The sequence below is a fragment of the Aquamicrobium soli genome (assembly GCF_042646345.1).
Classification (GTDB): Bacteria; Pseudomonadota; Alphaproteobacteria; order Rhizobiales; family Rhizobiaceae; genus Mesorhizobium; species Mesorhizobium soli_A.
The window spans coordinates 1-14,796 of the sequence record NZ_JBHRTK010000026.1 but is presented as its reverse complement, the minus strand read 5'-3'; the positions used below and the strand labels follow the sequence as shown (position 1 = coordinate 14,796).

At 57.0% G+C, this 14,796-nt stretch carries 13 protein-coding genes and 1 pseudogene; 7 read left to right on the top strand and 7 right to left on the bottom strand.

The window, feature by feature from the left end; genetic code table 11:
- Window positions 1-556: 556 nt before the first annotated feature.
- Both ACFOHJ_RS20390 and ACFOHJ_RS20385 read right to left on the bottom strand, forming a co-directional pair.
- Entirely contained in the window at window positions 557-802 is a 246-nt protein-coding gene (locus ACFOHJ_RS20390; RefSeq protein ID WP_378224090.1) for a hypothetical protein, read from the bottom strand.
- Between the two features lie 694 nt (window positions 803-1,496).
- Window positions 1,497-1,745 (bottom strand): DUF736 family protein, encoded by a 249-nt coding sequence (locus tag ACFOHJ_RS20385; protein WP_378224089.1) that lies wholly within the window; start codon window positions 1,743-1,745, stop codon window positions 1,497-1,499.
- A 637-nt stretch (window positions 1,746-2,382) separates the two neighbouring features.
- Here ACFOHJ_RS20385 and ACFOHJ_RS20380 point away from each other — a divergent pair.
- Together ACFOHJ_RS20380 and ACFOHJ_RS20375 are read left to right on the top strand one after the other, a co-directional pair.
- Window positions 2,383-3,060, top strand: coding sequence for a transposase (locus ACFOHJ_RS20380; protein ID WP_378224086.1), 678 nt, complete (start codon window positions 2,383-2,385; stop codon window positions 3,058-3,060).
- 271 nt (window positions 3,061-3,331) lie between these two features.
- Window positions 3,332-4,086, top strand: a protein-coding gene (locus tag ACFOHJ_RS20375; RefSeq protein WP_378224096.1) for an IS5 family transposase whose coding sequence is annotated in 2 segments (ribosomal slippage) — window positions 3,332-3,665 and window positions 3,665-4,086 — 756 coding nt in all. Because the reading frame shifts where the segments join, the coding sequence is not laid out codon by codon here.
- A gap of 25 nt (window positions 4,087-4,111) precedes the next feature.
- Here the strand turns inward: ACFOHJ_RS20375 and ACFOHJ_RS20370 are convergent.
- Both ACFOHJ_RS20370 and ACFOHJ_RS20365 read right to left on the bottom strand, forming a co-directional pair.
- Window positions 4,112-4,375, bottom strand: coding sequence for an autoinducer binding domain-containing protein (locus tag ACFOHJ_RS20370; RefSeq protein WP_378224093.1), 264 nt, complete (start codon window positions 4,373-4,375; stop codon window positions 4,112-4,114).
- 290 nt (window positions 4,376-4,665) lie between these two features.
- Window positions 4,666-5,658, bottom strand: coding sequence for a class I SAM-dependent methyltransferase (locus tag ACFOHJ_RS20365; RefSeq protein WP_378224085.1), 993 nt, complete (start codon window positions 5,656-5,658; stop codon window positions 4,666-4,668).
- Window positions 5,659-5,922: 264 nt separating this feature from the next.
- Here ACFOHJ_RS20365 and ACFOHJ_RS20360 point away from each other — a divergent pair, with 264 nt between their 5' ends.
- From ACFOHJ_RS20360 to ACFOHJ_RS20350, 3 genes are all read left to right on the top strand, one after another.
- Window positions 5,923-6,813 carry a helix-turn-helix transcriptional regulator gene (locus tag ACFOHJ_RS20360; protein ID WP_378224083.1) on the top strand — a complete coding sequence of 297 codons (891 nt, stop codon included), beginning with the start codon at window positions 5,923-5,925 and terminating at the stop codon, window positions 6,811-6,813.
- A 110-nt stretch (window positions 6,814-6,923) separates the two neighbouring features.
- Window positions 6,924-8,117, top strand: a complete 1,194-nt coding sequence (locus ACFOHJ_RS20355; RefSeq protein WP_378224080.1) for an MFS transporter — start codon at window positions 6,924-6,926, stop codon at window positions 8,115-8,117.
- A gap of 1 nt (window position 8,118) precedes the next feature.
- The gene (locus tag ACFOHJ_RS20350; protein WP_378224078.1) at window positions 8,119-9,519 is read left to right on the top strand and encodes a hypothetical protein; all 1,401 of its coding nucleotides are present in this window, start codon (window positions 8,119-8,121) and stop codon (window positions 9,517-9,519) included.
- 400 nt (window positions 9,520-9,919) lie between these two features.
- Here ACFOHJ_RS20350 and ACFOHJ_RS20345 read toward each other — a convergent pair whose 3' ends face one another.
- Entirely contained in the window at window positions 9,920-10,588 is a 669-nt protein-coding gene (locus ACFOHJ_RS20345; RefSeq protein WP_378224075.1) for a trimeric intracellular cation channel family protein, read from the bottom strand.
- 10 nt (window positions 10,589-10,598) lie between these two features.
- Complete coding sequence (locus ACFOHJ_RS20340; RefSeq protein WP_378224073.1) at window positions 10,599-11,954, bottom strand: M20 family metallopeptidase; 1,356 nt, start codon at window positions 11,952-11,954, stop codon at window positions 10,599-10,601.
- 502 nt (window positions 11,955-12,456) lie between these two features.
- Between ACFOHJ_RS20340 and ACFOHJ_RS20335 the strand changes: the two genes are divergently transcribed.
- Both ACFOHJ_RS20335 and ACFOHJ_RS20330 read left to right on the top strand, forming a co-directional pair.
- The gene (locus ACFOHJ_RS20335) at window positions 12,457-13,803 is read left to right on the top strand and encodes a PQQ-dependent sugar dehydrogenase (RefSeq protein WP_378224070.1); all 1,347 of its coding nucleotides are present in this window, start codon (window positions 12,457-12,459) and stop codon (window positions 13,801-13,803) included.
- Window positions 13,804-14,056: 253 nt separating this feature from the next.
- A complete protein-coding gene (locus ACFOHJ_RS20330) occupies window positions 14,057-14,275 on the top strand; it encodes a hypothetical protein (RefSeq protein WP_378224098.1) in 219 nt (72 codons plus the stop codon).
- 63 nt (window positions 14,276-14,338) lie between these two features.
- Here the strand turns inward: ACFOHJ_RS20330 and ACFOHJ_RS20325 are convergent.
- A pseudogene (locus ACFOHJ_RS20325) lies at window positions 14,339-14,796 on the bottom strand (IS3 family transposase); the annotation flags it as partial.

Genomic DNA, 14,796 nt, shown 5'->3' with positions numbered 1-14,796 from the left:
CTCAAACGCTTCAAGCGCGTCGCACTACGCTGCGAGAAGACGAAGCGAAACTTCGCTTCCTTCTCGCCGCCGGCTTCGTCTTGGTCAAATCCGTCCACACGGCCTAATGTGATTGCGGCCAAGCGGCATTAACGTATTGCGTTATTCTGCGCCTGGCGCACCACGCCAAAATCCTACCCTTCCCGGCCTATTGAGCGTTGTGCCCCGCGGGCGCTGCATGTCTGTATACAGACATGCTATCCTGCCATTCAACGCCATTCATTGCCATTCATTGCCATTCATTGTGGAATGCTAAGATAGCGTCGCAGCGAGCAGCAAAGAGCTCAGCGACCGGCTGCGAAGTCGCAGCGACGCTGAACCTTGCGCCGCTGATGGATTCGATATCGGCGATGATCTCAGCGAGACCGAAAGATTCTCCGCCTCGACCCGCGCCGCAATCGGCACCTCGGTGTCGCGGTAGCGCCAGCTTTTGGTGTGGAGGTTGTGGTATTCGTTGGTGAAGTCGTCGACCAGATAGCCATCCAGCAGATTGACGGTCTCGACCAGCCACTTTTCGTTATAGGCGCTCTAATAGTGATGCAGGTCGTCGAATGAGTCCTCTTCGTGTACTTTCCCAAGTGTCGTCGCGCACGCGTTCGGCAGTGAAGATCTTGCGCTGGTCTTCGATCATTGCGGCGAGGGCGCCGGCAAGCTTCGAGTGAACACGCCGCGCGAACTCGGTATCGCAGATCAGTCGATTAACGAGGACGTTGATGCGCAAGCCGGAGAGCTGCGCAATAAGCATGAGCGTGTCGTGCGCCATGTAGTGGGCTACTTCATCTTGATGGCGGAGAGCCGGCAGCGGGTAAGTCGAGTATCGGGTCGAGGAGCGCGAAGTGGCTGCCTGAGCGGCAAGCTGAGGAACCGATTTTCTGGTCCGGCCCGCCAGGACCGGGGCTGAGAATTGGAGGGGCCACGCAGTCCTTGAGGCGATGCGAGCGGCCAGCACACTGGAACGTCAGAAAGATAGCCCGTGTCCCCGCCAGGGGACGCGTCCGCTTCCGGCGACCAGCCGGCAGGGAGCGCGGGGGGCTGCCTCTCGTGGTATCGGGGGACGGTCGATCCGGCCCTCGATACCTGCGAGATGGATCGTTATCGAAGGCGGAAATCGCATAGCGGCTCTGTGAGGGAAATGAATAGCGCGGTCGGTAGCAAGCCGGCTCACCCGGACACCATGCGCGTGCCCTGCGCATCAGCCTCGTGAACAATGGAATCCACCCGATCCATGGAATTCGTTGGACGCCCCTACTTACAACAATCGTCTTATGAACAACGACGACGCCCCCCGTCTCCACGCATCGATCCTGTACGCAACACGGCACGCTTCTATAGTCTGTCATCAGCGGGGCCTGTTCGCTGATGTCTGCTTGGTGCGCCAAGGTTTAGCGGCTCATGGAAACCTCCTGAAAATTCGGAACGAAAAGAAGCCGGCCCTCGCGGAGCCGGCCTCGCGCAATTCACTCAGGATCGTTCCAGAGGATAACCCTCTTGTTTTCCTCGCCGCCGGGCGCAGGTGCGAGATTGCCGTAGACGACGCCGATCTCGAATCCCCTGCGCTTGTTGATGACCCGGAAGTCGGGAGCGTCCTCGCGGGCCTTGTTGGCGTTCGGCAGAACGGCGATCGGGGCGTTGATACGGAGGGTAGCGAAGACGCCTTCCATCGAGCCGTCGGCCTTCTCGGGGAACTGTGCGATCGTAGTAGCCATGGTAGTTCTCCTTTGCTGTATCGGGACCAATTCCCGATGGCGCCAAAGAAGAGCCCGCATTCCGTTTCCTGGCAGGCATCTTTCCATGTCCAAAAACCTGCGGCGTCGGTTCTACCGCATGCATTCATCGTGCTGGTGCCCAGGTCGGTTACGCCGACGGCTTTGCCGCGTTCGAGAAGTGTTAGGTTTTCCGCGCGGCCAGCACGATCTGACCGGCGGGGCTGGTCGGGCGAGAGGACCAGCGGTTGCGACAACTGCTGAAGACTAAGCGATGTTCATGGGAAAGCCTGTCGAGAGCCGGGAAAGAAGCAGCCCGCCGGGACGCTCTTCAGCCACCGGCAGGTCACAACCCTTCCCGACCCTTCTCGTCTCGGGCGCGTATGGAGGATCGCCATCCTCGCCTGCCGGATGCACAGGTAGACTTTGGCAGATTGTTCCTGACTCTTTACTCGATGACACCGCACGCGTATGGAAAATCGCCTTATAGGCGAGGCAAAAGACGCGACAAGACCGACCGTCAGCTACCCATCAGAGACACATTAGAGAAAAGAGCTTACTCCGTAAGCGATAGTAGCGGCCGGCATGGACCAGTTATACAGGCACTACGTTGTAGGCCATTCTGATCAAGGAAGGAATTATGAGACTACAGACCCGACCAGTGATCGTCGAAGTCAAACGCAAACGAGGAGTACAGGACCGAAGCCGTTCGATCTGGGGCGACGTTGATCTGTCCAAAGCAGTTTCCGAGGTAAAGGCCGAGGCCGGTAAACAGCAAAATGACCGATCCATTGACTCCGACGTCGCACCCACGGATGTTATAGAAGATCAACAAGCAGAGGGAGAACAATCCATGCCTGATCCTCAGGAAGTAGATTCACCGCAGGTCGTCGCCGAGACTCCCGCAATCGCGGACACACCCAAACCGAAGGCGAAACCGCCTCGGGTGAAAAAAGAAAAACCAGCGTCGACGCCCAAAGCTGCGAAGGCTACGGCCAAGGTCGTTGTCCCCGAACCTGAGCCGGCGCCGGTTCGTGGCAAACGCAAGGTCTATTCCAAGGCGGAGCGTGTAAAGAAGATTGCACAGATCAAGAAACTGATTGCCGGTGGCGCCAGCGTGAAGAACGCGACGTCCGATGCCGCGATATCGGAACAGACCTACTACCAGTGGCTGAAGACCAAGACACCTGCCGCAGAAAGTGACGACCTTAAGGACCTGCTTGCACTCGAAGAAGAGAACAAGGCGCTGAAGAAGCGACTGGCAGAGCAACTGCGCAAGGAGAATGCCGAGCTCAAACGCAAGCTCGGTATCGCATAGCCGAGTCACAACGCAATACGCCTTAGTCATAGTTGGTGCCTCTGTCTCTCGTGACAGAGGCACCAACGACACGGCCAATCAATGCCGCGATTCCTGTATGCGTGAGATTTGAGTGGAGTCGGCCAAGCACATCGCCACAAGGACGGATTTGGGTTCCGTGACCTGACTAGGTTTACAGCAAGGTTGTGACTGCCATGGGAACACTCATCTAGGCTCAGGACCTATTAATTTCGTTTGAGATGTGATTCACGGCTTCCAATAGGAGGCCTTGATGGGTGATTTGTTTCTACTGAGCGAGCGCCAGATGGCGCGGATATCGCCGTTCTTTCCGCTGTCCCACGGAGTGCTGAGGGTCGATGACCGCCGGGTGGTGAGCGGCATCGTCTACGTTATTCGCAACGGTCTCCAGTGGAAGGACGCGCCGACTGGCTACGGTCCGCATAAGACGCTCTACAACCGCTTCATTCGCTGGAGCCGGCTCGGCGTCTTCGACCGCATCTTCGCCGGGCTCGCAGGCGAAGGGCCGAAACCCGAGCGTATCATGATCGACGCGACGCATCTCAGGGCTCGCCGCACCGCGGCGAGCCTGCTCAAAAAGGGGATGTTCCCCGTCGTATCGGGCGAACAAAAGGCGGGCTGAACTCGAAGCTCCACACCGTTTGCGACGGTGACGGACGGCCGATCATCCTGCTCCTATCGGAAGGCCAGATGAGCGACCACAAAGGCGCCCGTCTCATCCTCGCCGCCTTGCAGCCGGCCTCTCATCTGATCGCCGACCGCGGCTACGACAGCACCTGGTTCCGCCAGGAACTGGAAGCACGAGGCATCGAGCCGTGCATCCCCTCGAGCCGAAGCCGCAAAGTCCCATACGCCTGCGACACGGCCCTTTACCGTCAGCGCCACAAGGTCGAGAACCTGTTCGCAAAACTCAAGGACTGGCGCCGCATCGCAACTCGCTACGACGGATGCGCCCACACCTTCTTCTCGGCCATCTGCATCGCTGCAGCCGTCATTTTCTGGCTCTAACGAGATTCCTGAGCAAGTACCAAACTCAGATTCTGTCGCGAGGAAGCGTTCGCACCTCAGTTGTCGGTTCAAAAACGGGAAGACCTGCTCCCCACGCAAAAATTTGTGTCTGATGTCGAGACCGCGTAACGATCGGGTCGAGCCGTTCATACCGGGTTTCGATATAAATTTTCTGCCACCTGTCGGGGTAGTTGGATGCCAAGAACGGATTCACGGGCCCGAGATGCATGAACGCATAGAATCCGAAACCTATCTCTCGTGTCAGGGCGTTCAGAGCGTTCCGTAGCATCCTTTTGTTTTTAACAACTGCAGCCGCGTTCTTTAATTTCCATATCCATTCCTGCATCGTTTCATCCACATCATCCGTAAGTGAATCTAAGTCAGTCCTTTGACAGGCATCTTACGATACTTACATCTTACCTATATGTTAATCTCTATGATTAACGTGATGGCTTCCCGCACATCCTGTTACCGCGGTGCAGCCCTTAGGACCACGACGCCGTCTTGCGATTTATCTTTCTGCCCGCGCGGGTCGAGATGATCGGTCGCCGAGTTTTCGCGATACGTCACCCGTGTCGGCTATGCGCTTTGGTTTCTCCGATCGGCGAGATCAGGAATCAGGCTACCTTCATAGACGTACTCGTAGGGAATTGCGGGCGTCGTCATTTGACTTACATACAGGTCAAGATTATGTTTGCTGTTGCTTGCTGCGAGAGTGTAGAAATTCCCGCTATTCCAAGTCACCACACAATGATTGAAATGCTCCCCTATCGCGCTGAACATATTAGCGAGCGTCACCTCGTTGTTAAACATAGTCTCGAGAACATCAGTCTTCTTTTTCTTGATTTCTTCGGCTAGAAAATAACGCGCCTTAAAACCGTAATCTTTCTGATATTCTCGTCGCATATAGTCGCTTTTTTCGGCCGCTCGGAACTTCTCCACGAAAGCGAAAATTCCGTCTCCTTTCAAGTGCTGGGCCACAAATTCAATCTGCTTTGATCGGTTTGGCGAGTACATCTGGAAGGTCGTGTCCTCCAAGATCAAATCGAATCCCGACCTGAATTTCGACAGCCGCTGGTCGGCACCAAGAACTTCCTTGGTCAAGTGATGGAACGGCCCGAGGAAAAATTCAGCGTCTGGTGATTTGCCATATGCTGTGAAGGATCGATAATTCTCGGCATTAGGGCTACTCGATAGAGTGCGAACCTGTCCATACGACAGCTCCGACAAAGTCCTCGCCATTGTGCCTTCAGCTGTGCCTAGGCTATATAAGAAAAAGGGCTCCGAATAATGCCGTGCATATTTCAAAACGGCGTAAGCGATCCGGCATTCCTCTTCCAACCTGTACGGAATACTGCTGTGGTAGTGGCGGTCAAAATGGCCTTGTCGTGTCGCATGGAGGCAGATCAGATCGCGAAGAAGTGCATCCGGCGGGAAAAGGCGGGTATCGATGACCGGCTTTTGAATTGGCATGCCGCTTCGACCCGCTGCGGTCGCAGCAAAAAATCCGGCAAGCTCGTTGATCCGCGAACCGCGGTCGCATTCGGCTAGGAAATCGTCGATTCTTCGCATCGGAGTACACCTCCCGCAACCGCCGGTGAGACGCCTGCCCCGGATGAGGATCTTCCAAACGAATGTCGCGGCTTAGAATCTCAAACGATCCAGAAGAGGCTGAACCTATTGATAATCAGCCGACGGAGAGCCGCTTTCATACGATTGCCGTTTTTTTACTAAAGCCACATCTTCGCCACCTCGAATTAATTTAATGTTGTTCTACAACCTATGGTTATGCACACTTGTACGTGTAAACGAGTCTCTTGAGGGAGGTCACTTGGGTTGGCGAGGTCCTCTTATTTCGACCTGGATCACATTCGTAACGCGAGCCACGAAACGCTGATCCACCAGCATGAGTGCTGGGGAAAGGTACGCGCGGATCTAATAAAGAGAACGGGCCTGGGGCATCAGGAAACGAAAATCGAGTATCCAGGTCATGTTTTCCTGCTAAATTTAGAAGGTGCGGCGAAACGCGGAGAAGACTTTATCGATGGGCGTCAAGTCACGTTCTCAGTCAGGCGGCCCGGTTCCATCGTCTACATTCCAGACGACCGCGAGTGGAGAGGATGGGACGAAGGCGATGCAACGGCCTCTTTTCTGCTTATATCAATTGAACAGGAATTCACAGAACGAGCGTTTGGAACAGAAGCCCGCAAATGCCTGGCGCATGTGCCACCTTCGATCGGCTTCCGAGACAGCGCGATAACGATGGCGTTGCAGAATATCGCCGCCGAACTCAAACATCCTGATTCAATCAGCGTGACCATGGTGGAGAGCCAGGCCATGCAGTTGTTCGTGCAAATGTTCCGGTTGCACGGCGTTTGTCCTCACCCCGCGAAGGGCGGCCTTTCAGCATTCGACCTCAAGCGCGCGATCGACATGATGAAAGCATGCACAGGTAGTGGCCCCACACTGACCGATCTCGCGCGCGAGATCGGGATTAGCCGATTTCACTTCTGTAGGGCGTTCAAACAGTCGATGGGCATGACGCCGCACGCATTTTTCGGGCGGCTCCGGTTGGAGCGGTCGGCGGAACAGTTGCGACATACGCATTTGTCGGCGACCGATATTGCTATGGAATGCGGGTTCGGGAGCTCGAGCCACTTCGCAGTCGCGTTTAAAAAGGCATTCGGCATCAGCCCGACAGAATACCGACGTCGCTATAGTATATAGGCCGAAGACACAGATTATTTTAGCAAGCACTTGAAAGGATCGGTGCCCCTGTGAAGCGGGTTTTACCTACAAGGATAGGGTCACAAACGCCTAGCCAGGATGTACCGCCGATGACCAATCCTATTCACATTTATGAAGACGGTCGACCAAGCTTGCCGTCTCGCGTGTTCCTTGAATTCCTGACGAGCACGTTGTCGTGTAATGTGGGGCGGAATGGTTACTACATGGCGACATCTTGGATTCTTGTCGAAGCAGGTTTTGGGAGCGCTAGCGTTGCGACACTGCTATTAATCGTCAGCGCGAGCGAATTTGTGACAAGTCCGTTGGCCGGAATGGCAGCGGACCGGTTTGACCGGCGTAGACTGACGATCGCCGCGGACATCGGTCGTTTTGTTGTCATGCTCGGCACTGCTTGCACAATTCCGTATTTGAACATGCTCGTTGTGATCTATTTATCGGCCAATTTCTTTTCCTTTTGTGACCGTATGGCGCTTACGGGCTCACAAGCCTTGATCCCCGGGTTGGTGCATGGCCGTCGGCTAAGTAAGACAAATTCTGCTATCTTTTTCACCATGCAACTTGGCTGCCTGTGTGCCGCCTTGCTTACGGGACCTTTACTTAGATCGCATCTCCCTGCCCTTGTGTTCATAATCCTTGGCGGTTTTTTTCTTATTTCGGCGGGCTGTTTGTCATCTATGCGGGCGGCCTTGCACGCGCATCACATCGGCAAGAAGTGCTCTTCTCCACGCATGGCGGCGCACCTATTTCCGCTTTTTGCTTTTTACGCGCTTCTTTACGGCAGCGCGATAGTTGTGAGTGTCATGGGCGCGAGCTTCATCCTTGAAGAGCAGGACGGCACCGCGTTGGATTTCGGCTATCTCGAAGCAGCTTGGTCCGTTGGCTCGCTGATCGGAGCTGTCCTTCTCATCCGATTAAGAAAAGATACGCGTACCCACGCATTGCACCTTATGCTTCTGGGCTTAAACGGCTTAGCACTCATGGCGCTGATGTTGCTACGGATGCCCTGGATATTAATAAACTTCGCAATACTGGGGCTTCTCTACAATCTCGGGCGTGTTAGCGTCGAGGTCGCGTTGCAATTGCGACTGGCCGATCACATGCTTGGCAGGGCCAAGGGCATCATGCACAGCTTCGCGGCGGCGCTCGGCTTGATCATCTTCGGCATAGTCTCCTTTGTAGGCGACACCGTGAGGCCTTCCACAATTTTCTTCGGTTTCGGCGTGGTGCTTCTCGTCAGCCTTTCAGTGTTGAGCACCATGACCCAGCAAAAGAACGGGTTATAGAATGGACGAAGCAGCCTCAAGCGGCGACGCAAAACAGATAGTTCTTCAATCGCTGGCATTCCTCTACCCGTGGATCCGGCCCTACTATTCATTGCCGATCAGCGATTATGCATGCCGGCTGTTCGAGATACCGCACACTAGGATTAAACTAGAAATCCGTCGTTGCGCGCTGACGAAACTCCTCGACGCTGTCAAGAAGGCAGGACGGCGGAGCGGGCTGCCGGAGGACGTTGTTGGACAAATCTGCGGCGAACTCGAAAGGAGACGTGTGCTGCAAACCGGGCCTCATTTGCTTTTGCTTTTTGAGGCGGAAGCCTACTATACGCACGCCTTCAGTCTGCTGGGCCTGAAGGCGCACGGTTGCTCGAGTTATCTCTCATATGCCGTTTCGACAGTAAGTCTCGTCGAAAAGCCGCGTAAGGGGCCAGGCTGGCTCACAGTGAATGGGACTCCGGTCAACCTCTTCGGCCTCAGCCGAAGCCGAATGATTGGATACAACCTTCTGAGCGGCCCGGGATCCTATCGGTTCGCACTGCTACCTGCAGAGCCAAATATTTGCCCCGAGGCGTTGACGCTGCTCGAAGGCCTATTGCCGAAACAAGGCTTCGAGAGGCCAGCGCACGCTTTAAAGGCAGCCAATATCGCTCTGTGGCCAAAAATATTCGGCGATGGCTTTGCCTTTTTGCAGATCGATGATGAGGATGTCACTGACCTTGTCGTCAGCCATCTGAGAGATGAGAATTCCTGGCTTCGAACAAGACTGTTCGAAGCGCCGAAGCTTGCTTCAGATATTGTTGCCGGATTCGACAAGCTGGCGGCCGGCCCATGGGGCAGTTGGGTGGCGCGGGGAACTGATTTTTTCTGGTTTTATGAGGATGGCAAACGCCACCGGCTACGTTTGGAATCAGGAGAACTCGTTCATGCCACAACTGGCAAGAAGCTGGTGCGCTTCACGGCTGCCGAAATCGTCGAACGCCTCGTGAACCGCAGCCTTGTACCGAATCTTTTTTTAATGTTCCTAGTCATTTCTATTCTGCCGGGAGTGCGCGCGCTCGGGGGCAGTCATCAGCCCATCTACTATCCTCTGATGCGCTATGCTCTCTGCAAGGCGTTGGAAGCAGCGGACATGGATGCGGATCTTCGTCATGCTCTTGTGGTGGATGACATGCCTGCGGCCTGGGGGCATCGGGTCATTGAGTGCGACCAGAATCCGTTTGACTTGTACCGCGCTGGCAGAATGGGCGAAGCCAGCGATCACACAGGCCGTTTCGCCACTGTTCCATTCATGGATGCATGTGGGAGCATGAGTAGCTTTGCAGGGGATTCGTCGTGGCTGGAGCTTTACAGAAGGATACAGCTGGAAACGATTGCGCCAACGAATGCGGAATGGGGTTTCTCCTGAACTGCCCGGGTACGGGTTATCACCAGCGGCTCGCCGATGATGCCAGGCAGCAGCGTTCCAGCGCCTGCGTCGCCTTTGTGTAGTCGCTTGGAAGGCCCAGCCTGCCGGCGACCGAAATGAGCTTTTCGGGGCGAGGGTCGCTGCCTCGTGCAGCGATGGCCGACCAGATACTCGCTGCGACCTCAAGGCCGTTCGTACGACGTGGGAACGTCGGTGCCGTCTTTCTCTGAATATTTCTCGGCGCGCCGTTCATCGAAACCCCACTGGCCAACACGGCGCTGACCGGGACAACGTCCGGATCACAGCCGTTGTGGTCGAAGTCATCAGGAACCTGGCTATTCAATCCTGGCCAATTAGCGGCCGCTTCGCTTGCGCATGTGTTGGCCCATGCGCATCACGCTCAGTGCGGCTTTCTGTCATCCGAAGTCCTAACCCCAGCACGATGTCGCGCAGACAGATGAGCGGCAGGCAGGCGCAAACCGTACCTCATGGCTCCGAAGCGGAGACCGAAGCACGTCGCTCCTCCTGCGACTGCAGATATGCCGTAGGACGCGCCTAGCACATGGCCGACGACCACTATGGACGCGCCGGCCAGTGCAGCTACCGCATAGAGATCTGAGCGTAATACCTGCGGGATGTCCATCAGTAAAACGTCCCGCGTCATGCCGCCGCCGATGCCGGTCAGCATACCCAGAAGCGCCGCCATGACAGGACTCAGATTGAATTCAAGCGCCTTTTGCGCTCCAGCCACGGCGAAAAACGCCAATCCTGCAGCATCGAACAGAAGAACAGGCGCGTGCAGCCTGTCGACACCTGCATAGAGAAAAAAGGTGACGAGACCCGCAAGCACAGAAACCAGCAGATAGCGGCCATCGGTCAACGCGGCTGGCGGCACCGCGCCGATCAGCACGTCGCGGCTGATGCCGCCGAAATTGCCGGCGACGAAGGACAGGACAAGGATTCCGAAGATGTCGAGCCGACGGTTAACGGCGGCAACCGCCCCGCTGATGGCGAAAACGAAAGTGCCGCCGAGGTCAAGTATCCGCACGAAGGTTTCGATGGCGATCACGGCGGGCGTGTCAGTTTGGACCGAGCCAGGCCAAAGCTCCCACCACCATCGCTTCGACACCAGTCTCGAGTGTCGGATGCAGGATGGGCGCGAATTTCGGGCTATGGTTGACGGGCAGGTCGTTCAGATTCCCCTCTGCCTTGGCTTTGTTGAAAGCTACAGGATCGTTTCCTCCGACAAACCAGAATACCGACGAGACCTGCCATGCGGTGCCGAAACAGCCGAAATCCTCACTGGCTGGCGCCGGTCCGGTGTGCTTCACCCTTTCAGGCGAGAAGTAGTTCCGAAACGCCTCGGCGATCCGGTTGCTGGCGGCCTCGTCATTGACGTTCAGCGGGTAGCGGTCGAGCGGGGTGATCTCGGGCTTGCGCGGAGCTCCCGAAGCTATCGCTTCCGCGTTGACGATCCGCTTGATCGCGGCCAGCACATGCTTGCGCACGGTCGCATCGAAGGTGCGCACGTTGAGCTTGATGATGGCCTCATCCGGAATGACGTTTTCCTTGGTGCCCGCCTGCAATACGCCCACCGTCACCACGGCCGCGTCGGTCGCGGCGACCTCGCGCGAGACGATGGTTTGCAATCGCAGCACGACGGAAGCCGCCATGACCACCGGATCGATGCTCGCCTGCGGCATCGAGCCATGCGCCCCGCGCCCGAACAGCCGGATTTGCAGGCTGTCCGCCGCGGAGGTGATCGGCCCCGCGCTTCCGGCGACCGTGCCGGACGGACCGACCATGACATGCTGGCCAAGCACGACGTCGGGGGTGGGGAAGCGGTTAAGCAGCCCGTCGTCGATCATCGCTTGGGCACCTTGCGCGGTTTCCTCGCCCGGTTGGAAAACGGCCATCAAGGTTCCTTTCCAGGCATCGCGCTTCTGCGACAGCAAAGTTGCCGCGCCTACTAGCCAGGCGACATGCATGTCGTGTCCGCACATATGGCCGACCGGCACGGGGTTGCCTTCGGCGTCCGTCGCCGTAATTTTGCTCGCATAGTCGAGACCGGTGGCCTCGGCGATCGGTAGCGCATCCATGTCGGCGCGCAGCATTACCGTTGGCCCTTCGCCGTTGCGCAGGAGTCCGACCACGCCTGTTTTGCCTACGCCGCTGGTTACCTGATAGCCGGCTTTTGTTAGTCTTTCGGCAGCAATTTTCGCCGTGCGGGTTTCCTGCATCGACAGTTCGGGGTGAGAGTGGACGTCTTTGTAAAGCGCCTCGAGATCAGGCCGAATCTTGTCGAGATGCGCCAGGACAACGGATGCAGCGTCTTTGGTCACGATGCGCTCCCGCGGATATCTACCTTCATGTGTCGGCCGGCGATCATATTTATTGCCGACAGCGGCATCAGCAAGGCTGACATCAGCGATCAAGCGATCGTGAACTTTCCCGGCCGTTGCAGCCGACCCGCGCCTCAGCAGCCTTCGGTTTTCCTTGCCGTCCAGTGTGGATCGCAAAGCACCAAGTTGAGTCGTCGCTTCCGCCCCGGCCACAGCCAGCCTAGATATTAGGCCTCATGGGCCGCAGGTGACGCTATTCGTCGGGTGAGGTCCCGGTATGGAATAGAGTTGAAGTCGCTACCAACTTCGGGCGGGGGCGCGCGCCGGGCAAAGGGAGCAGGTAATTGTTATGGCCGATGACAAGAGCACCTATCTCTATATGGCAGGTAAACAGGAGCACTTGTAAGTTAATGCCGAGCTCAGCGGTATCGCCATAAGCTTGAGGAGCGGGAGGCGCTCATCCTTCCCCTCTACCACTGAGCGATGGATCTATTTCGTCTACCGGGCGGAAGGAATAATCGACCGTTGCCGGGGCGACGGTGTCTTAAGACTGAGTGGCGGGAGGCAACGATCCGGCGAACCGGAGGATGCACAAATGCGCATGTTGATGGTTGTGATGACTATGCCATTGGCGCTCGTTTCGATCGCCCCGCTAAGCGCCCAGGAGGTACTGGAAGGCAAGGCCGCTTTTGGTACTTGGGAGGCCGACGCTCCTGGGGTCAGCCGACACATAACATCCGCTGGCTTGCCCGCGCCTACCCTTACGGAGAATGATCCCGAAGCGCCTGATTTCGAGAATTTGGCCAATGTGGTCGCGCCGCCGCCAGGTAAGATGCCGGACATTCCGGCAGGCTTCAAAGCCGAAGTGTTTGCAAGTGGCTTGAACCAGCCGCGCGTCATCCGTACGGCGCCGAATGGCGACATTTTCGTCGCGGAGAGCGGTGCGGGACGCATTCTTGTCTTCCCCGCCGACGCCGCTGGAACGGCGAAGCTCGAGGTGTTTACCGAAGGATTGGAGAAACCCTTCGGAATCGCGTTTTATCCGCCAGCGGACCCTCGTTATGTCTATGTGGGAGCAGCCAACCAAGTCGTTCGCTTCCCCTATCGCCGTGGCGACCGCAAAGCGCGTGGGCCGGCCGAGGTCATCATCCCCGATATTCCTACCCAGCGGCATTGGACACGGGATCTGGCGGCCTCTCCTGACGGCCAACGCATCTTCGTCTCGATCGGCTCGGCCTCTAATGTCGCTGCCGCTATGCCGAAGAAAACAAAAGACAAAATCAAAGCCTTCGAGAAAACGCATGGGCTCGGCGCCGCATGGGGCGATGAAGAGAACCGGGCCGTCGTCCGGGTATTCGATCCAGAGGGCGAAAATGTCCGCAATTTTGCGACTGGCTTGCGGAACTGCTCGGGCATGGCCGTGCAGCCGGGAACCGGCACGCTGTGGTGCACCGGCAACGAACGCGACCACCTTGGCCCCGATCTTGTCCCGGACTTTTTGACCACTATCCAAGAGGGCGGCTTTTACGGCTGGCCTTGGTATTACAGTGGCGGTAACGAAGACCCAGCCCACGCGGGGGAGCGCCCCGACCTCAAAGACCAGGCGAAGGTGCCCGAAGTCCTAATTCAGGCGCATTCATCCACCCTGCAACTCGTCTTCTACGATAAAGACGCGTTCCCAATGGAGTATAGAGGAGACGCCTTTGCAACCCTGCACGGATCCTGGAACCGGGAACACAGGACCGGGTACAAGGTGATCCGTGCGCGCATGAAGGACGGCAAGCCTACGGGCGTCTACAAAGACTTCATGACCGGTTTTGTGTTGGATGAGAAAACGGTCTGGGGTCGTCCAGCAGGCATTGCAGTCACGCGGGACGGCGCTTTGCTCGTCAGCGAGGACGCTAACGGAACGATCTTTCGAATAACGTCGTTCAGTCCTTAAGAGGTGAGTTGGGCCCAAAACGACGAAAAGCTCGCTGCGGTTGGCTGGAGCAGGCCTCGGATTGGAGTGCCCCCATCGTTCTCAATGGGAAGACGATGGTTCTCAGTATCATTATTTTTGGTTGACAGTCCGTATCCGAATACCTGTCTGGCAACGGGCATTGTTGTTCACCAAGTTAGCATTGTCCAAGAAAAACTGTTCACACTTCGGCAATCCTGCTGGAGATGACGACGACGATTAAGGAGTGTACGAAATGACCAAGATCATTCTGACCGCAGCCTCCGCTTTGGTAATGTCTGCTGGTGCTGCTTTTGCCGCTGGCGGCGACCATTTCCCCGTCTATGAGTCCGGCGCCACGACTGTTGTAAACCAGGAAGCGCTTATCGACCACGGCACTACCGCCTCAATCTCGGACGTTCAGCAGGAGAACGTACAGGCCCAGGAGCCGGAAGTGAGAAAGTGGGGGCGCTAAGTCCCTCTTCTTCCATGGTGGATATAACCGTAAAATCGGCGGGCTCCCTTGACACCCGCCGATTACTTCAGCTCGCTCACCGGCATCTTTCGGCAGGCCACGACCGCGCGGCCGGGTATGTAGCCCGTGCTGCCGCATAAGCCTCCCGATGCGATGCAAGCAGCAGGATAGACCCTCGGCCAGAACGTCGTGCCACACGCGCCGGGCACCATAGGTTCGGCCGCTGCTCTTGAAGCTCCGGTTGATCGCCGTCACCAGAACCTCGTCTTGCCGGGAGCGAGCGCTGGGGGCTGCGGTTGAGCCAGGCATGGAAGCCCGAGCGAGAAACATCCAGCGCATCGCACGGCCATGCCACCGGCCAGATGTTCCGGTGCTTCGCATTGAAAGCGAACCTCATATCGCTTCCCTCGCGAAGTAGGCCGCGGCCTTTTTCAGAATGTCGCGCTCCGCCTTCAGCTTCGTACGCATACGCCGAGGACCGCAGGAGATGCTGGCTCGCGCGAGCCGTGCCGGAGCTATGA

What these genes read in the sequence shown, in the direction of transcription:
- ACFOHJ_RS20355 (WP_378224080.1), top strand. Translation starts at nt 6,924, where the DNA reads ATGACCAATCCTATTCACATTTATGAAGACGGTCGACCAAGCTTGCCG.
- ACFOHJ_RS20365 (WP_378224085.1), bottom strand. Translation starts at nt 5,658, where the DNA reads ATGCGAAGAATCGACGATTTCCTAGCCGAATGCGACCGCGGTTCGCGG.
- ACFOHJ_RS20330 (WP_378224098.1), top strand. Translation starts at nt 14,057, where the DNA reads ATGACCAAGATCATTCTGACCGCAGCCTCCGCTTTGGTAATGTCTGCT.
- ACFOHJ_RS20335 (WP_378224070.1), top strand. Translation starts at nt 12,457, where the DNA reads ATGCGCATGTTGATGGTTGTGATGACTATGCCATTGGCGCTCGTTTCG.
- ACFOHJ_RS20370 (WP_378224093.1), bottom strand. Translation starts at nt 4,375, where the DNA reads ATGCTACGGAACGCTCTGAACGCCCTGACACGAGAGATAGGTTTCGGA.
- ACFOHJ_RS20380 (WP_378224086.1), top strand. Translation starts at nt 2,383, where the DNA reads ATGAGACTACAGACCCGACCAGTGATCGTCGAAGTCAAACGCAAACGA.
- ACFOHJ_RS20350 (WP_378224078.1), top strand. Translation starts at nt 8,119, where the DNA reads ATGGACGAAGCAGCCTCAAGCGGCGACGCAAAACAGATAGTTCTTCAA.
- ACFOHJ_RS20385 (WP_378224089.1), bottom strand. Translation starts at nt 1,745, where the DNA reads ATGGCTACTACGATCGCACAGTTCCCCGAGAAGGCCGACGGCTCGATG.
- ACFOHJ_RS20390 (WP_378224090.1), bottom strand. Translation starts at nt 802, where the DNA reads ATGGCGCACGACACGCTCATGCTTATTGCGCAGCTCTCCGGCTTGCGC.